The organism is Paenibacillus cremeus (assembly GCF_007786445.1).
GTDB lineage: Bacteria > Bacillota > Bacilli > Paenibacillales > NBRC-103111 > Paenibacillus_G > Paenibacillus_G cremeus.
Map to the genome: position 1 here is coordinate 1 of NZ_VNJI01000104.1, position 4576 is coordinate 4576.

Below are 4576 nucleotides of genomic sequence, written 5' to 3' on the forward strand. Positions count from 1 at the left end.
AAAATCCGTTATAAATCAGCCGTTAGCTTCGTCTACAGAGTAGCATAATTCATTTCGAATGAACATTTTTTAAGCGGATATGACATCCGCTTGTTTGCTGTGCACATTTTGCTTGACTAAACCCAAAAAACTAACGGCACAGGACTTTGTCCCATGCCGTTTCGGATTACATTTTTATACCCAGTCTAGTCTTTGAGCTTAACTAAATGACATTGCCCGATCGGGAGCCTTTTGGTGACTCATAAACGCCTCTTAAATGATCACTACTTCATAAGTTTCGAGAAGCTTTATTCATTATATTTTTACGACTTCTTCTGCTCTTTAATGATCTTTATCATGCTCTTACCCGTAGCAGCTATGGCTTCTTCCGCCGAACGCGGTGTCCATCCAAGTAAACGTTTGGCCTTTTGATTGCTAGTTGACATATCTTGTCCCAGGAGCGTTGCTATCATTCTTAAGTGAAGCTTTCGGATACGTCTAACCGCTTTCTTTAAATTAAACCTTACTCATTGCCTTTGTGGCTCGCCATAAAGGGAAGTTACAGCGGCTTCCGTATCCGTTTCCGTTTACTCCGGTTAGTTCACATTGAATTTGTAGCCCATTCCACGGACTGTGTGGACATATCTCGGCTCGGCTGGGTTGGCTTCGATTTTTTTGCGCAAATTGCTAATGTGGACGAGCAGCGTACGCGTATCGCCGTTGCTGTCTACACCCCAGGTCATTTTGTACAACTGCTCCAGGGGAAGCACTTTGTCGGGTGCCTTGGCCAGGTGTAGCAGCAGATCGAATTCCTTGGAGGAAAGAGGAGCTATCTGCCCGTCCACCTTCACGGTGCGGTTGACCATATCGACCTCCAGCCCCGGGAAATGCAAATGCTGCGACTCCTCCTTGTGCTGCTTCAGCAGTTGAATGCGGCGCAAATGCGCTTTGACTCGGGCGACCAGTTGGCCCGGGCTGAACGGCTTGGTGATGTAGTCATCTCCGCCGATGCTTAAGCCCAGAATAATGTCCATATCCTCGCTTTTACAGCTCAAGAACAAAATCGGAGTGATGTACGACTTGCGCAGCTGGCGGCATACTTCAATTCCGTCCATGCCGGGCAGCGAAATATCAAGAATTACCAGATCCGGCCGATGCTCCTCCACCATCCCCAGCGCCTCCGCGCCATTATTCGAGCATAGCACCTCGTACCCTTCATTTTTCAGATACAAGCTGATCAATTCGATGATTTCCGCTTCATCATCAACGAGTAATATGGTTTCACCAGACATCGATTTTACCCTCCAAGAACTGCTCCATAGCTGTATGTTTTTTTCGTTTCGTTACGGTCAACGTGAACATCTATGTATCGGTCGATCCGGTTTTGTGATGGTAGCCGTCAACGTCACAGTCTCATCGCCTGCCGATTAGCTCGGACGAGTTACAGCGCCACTATCGCTATCATCACCTGTCGCAGTTTGCTCGCGCCGCACCCGCGATCGCTCTGACGCTACGTTTTTCCCTGGCGCTCCGCTGATCGTCACTGCTCGTCGTCGGTATCGTTCTATTTGTCGTGTAATAGTTCGTTGCTCCGATTGTCGCGATGCTCAGCGTCACGCTGCTGTGATTTGCTACCTTAGAGCCGCACGCCAGAGTGGCCGTCGGCATCGCGTTTTTGTAAGCGACAAGCAACCGAGTTCCTAATATTAGGACCAATCCCATATAAATTAGGGACGACCAATTTACTATTTCATCACCTAAGTATACCTGTTCATTTTCAGAAAAGAGTCAAACTAAAGTTGTAAGGATGTTTAAATCTGCCAAAAATACTCGAAAAAAATTAATAGCCGACCACCCAAAACCTTAGTAAAGGTCTGGTTATCGGCTTTTAAATCGATTTTCACCATAGAAGACTATTCGATAAATTTCAGATCTCTTGCCATTGCGATGGCCTGCACTCGTCGTTTCACGCCCAGCTTTCCGTATATGCGAAATACGTGGCTTTTAACTGTCGCCTCCGTGATTCCGAACCTGTCTGCGATCTCTTTATTGGACAAACCGTTCGACAATGCATACAAAATATCCGTTTCCCGGCTTGTCAACGGTTCGACGAGCGCATCGTCCCGCAGGCCCGCTTTGCTAAAGCTCTTTTTGTTTTCGTTCGACATGCCCAGCTTCGCGAGGCCGCTCGAGATCAACCGCAGCAAGCTGTTCTCTAGATCTGGCCCACCCGCGGCAAGGGACACTTCCCCTTCCGGCGCTGTAGGCCCTCTCCAGTACCCCGCTCCGCCCGCTTCGTTTCGATGTTTATTGCGGATCTTGCACAGTGTTTTGGACAAACGCTGAGGATCCACGGGCTTCATAATATAATCCAGCGCGCTTAGATCGAAAGCCCGGACCGCATAATCGTCATAGGCGGTGACAAAAACCACATCGATCGACGGATCAAGATTATGCAGCAGGATGGAAAGTCCCATCCCGTTTATTCCCGGCATGGAAATATCGAGAAATGCAACATCAACCGGATTGGCCTTCACATATTCATAGGCTTCCAAAGAGCTCAGGAATGTCTGGGAGATCTCGATAACGTTACTTTCAGACAGTAAATTCTTAAGCAATTTCACCGACAGCGCTTCATCATCCACGATAATTGCCCGCAGCATGCTTCAACCTCCAGTCTTAACCAGTCGTGCAGGACCGGGAAGCTCAAAAGAAATTTTCGTGCCTTGTCCTTCCGCGCTTTCAACACGAATGCTTGTTCCGTAAAGTAGCTGAAAACGCTGATTGATGTTCCATAGCCCGATGCCCTTCTTTGCCTCATTCGGTTTAAGGATTTCATTACACTTTCGTTCGCTCATCCCGCAACCGTTGTCTTCTATTATAAAGCGGATGAAGTTGTCCGCTCCCTGCTTGATGGTTATTTTTACGGTTCCCCCCTGCGGTCCCGACATCAGGCCGTGTCTGACGGCATTTTCCACTAAAGGCTGTAGAATCAACGGAGGAATCGGAATGCCCAGGCTGGCATCCACATCATATTCCACACCCAATCTGTCGCCGAACCGCGCTTGCTCGATGTTGATATACGCTTTGACCAGTTCCAGCTCGTTCTCTAAAGTTGTGAAGGAATCCATTTGCTTGAAGTCAAATCCGCTTCTCAAATACTTCGAAAGATCGAGCGTCAGGTTCCCCGCTTTTCGAGCATCGTCCTCAAGGCACAACGCGGCGATGGAGCTAAGGGCATTATACAGAAAATGAGGCTTGATCTGGGATCGCAAAAAGGCGATTTCCGCGTCCTTTTTTTCGGCCTGCAGCTTCTGGTTTTTCCGAATCATGTCTTTGATCGTCTCGTCTAACGCCGTGAAGAACAACACCGCCGAGACATTAATGAGGTTATGAAAGAAGTGCTCCTGAAAAACCGCTAAAAAAGACTGTCCGCTAGTCAAAAATACGATAATGAGCCCGTTGAGACTATTATACAGAACCAGCAAAAATGCAATCAGCAGCTTACACTTTTTATTGGCATGAACAAACATCTTCTGAAAAATCAGAAAAACCGGCATGCTGAACAAAAGGTTCAAAAACGTCGTGAAAAGACCCACTTCGATCCCATGATACGACCGGAACAACAGAATCACAGCCGACAGAACGATCCCTGTCACCAGGCCGCCATTTAACGTCCCGAGCAGTAGCGGAACGATTCGGATATCGACTCGGTAACCCGGGGTAATCGTAACGGGAAAGGACATACACAGCAGAATGCCGAACCCGGCCAGAAGGGAATGAAAAACACTTACGTAACGATTCCTCACCGACTTCTCTGCAAAAAATAGTTGATAAGTGAACATCATCGATGCTACAAGCGCCAGCTGAAGCAAAAAATCTTTAAAAATGCTCAGGCTCATTCCATCACCTTTTACGAAAGTCATTCGATATTTTTCTGAATTGTTATTTGATGCTGCCTTTCTAATTCCTGTTAAAGAGTGCACTAAAGAGATTATTACAATTTTGAAGAGGCTCCGCAAGGGATATATTAGCGCGGTTGCTTTTATGTCCTGATCTTTTTGGCCGTGAAGAGCTATCTTTAATTCCATCCGGACCCGAAGTTCATGTCACTTACCCATAAGTTTGCCGCGGTAAATTGAAAAAGCCCTTGATTTACAAGGACTTTTCTGAAACAGCTATTATGTATATACATTCACTACTGTATCCAGCTTAATAACTCCTCTTGCAATTTAGGGGACCTTCCTTCCTTACTTTATTTATTCGTCAAATAGACCAAACCTCCTGCGGTTAGCAAATTTCAATAGGCTGAGTACATCGCTCTTTTATTTTTTCTTTCGCTTCACAGAGAGCCGTTGGGAATGAGATAATGTTTTATAACCCGACGTCAATTTCATTCACGATTATACGCATATGTTTGTGTCGTGGCTTCGCGACACAAACATGTGTGCTTTCAAATATAAAATCCCCAATTTAGGGACTGTTGACAAACGTATCAATTTAATAGGTTTTTTGGAGGGCCGTGTAGAATTTATCTCTATACGGTCTTTTTTACTTTGGAGGGTAATCCTATGATGGGTGTAGATGGAGCCAAACA

At 46.3% G+C, this 4576-nt stretch carries 4 protein-coding genes; all 4 read right to left on the reverse strand.

Going from position 1 to position 4576, the window contains the following annotated elements; all coding sequences use genetic code 11:
* Positions 1-575: 575 nt before the first annotated feature.
* Positions 576-1271 carry a response regulator transcription factor gene (locus tag FPZ49_RS34755; protein WP_144855298.1) on the reverse strand — a complete coding sequence of 232 codons (696 nt, stop codon included), beginning with the start codon at positions 1269-1271 and terminating at the stop codon, positions 576-578.
* 172 nt (positions 1272-1443) lie between these two features.
* The gene (locus tag FPZ49_RS37850; RefSeq protein ID WP_391563913.1) at positions 1444-1701 is read right to left on the reverse strand and encodes a chitobiase/beta-hexosaminidase C-terminal domain-containing protein; all 258 of its coding nucleotides are present in this window, start codon (positions 1699-1701) and stop codon (positions 1444-1446) included.
* 191 nt (positions 1702-1892) lie between these two features.
* Positions 1893-2642 carry a response regulator transcription factor gene (locus tag FPZ49_RS34760; RefSeq protein ID WP_144855300.1) on the reverse strand — a complete coding sequence of 250 codons (750 nt, stop codon included), beginning with the start codon at positions 2640-2642 and terminating at the stop codon, positions 1893-1895.
* 3 nt (positions 2643-2645) lie between these two features.
* Positions 2646-3881, reverse strand: coding sequence for a sensor histidine kinase (locus FPZ49_RS34765; RefSeq protein ID WP_222430016.1), 1236 nt, complete (start codon positions 3879-3881; stop codon positions 2646-2648).
* Positions 3882-4576 lie beyond the last annotated feature (695 nt).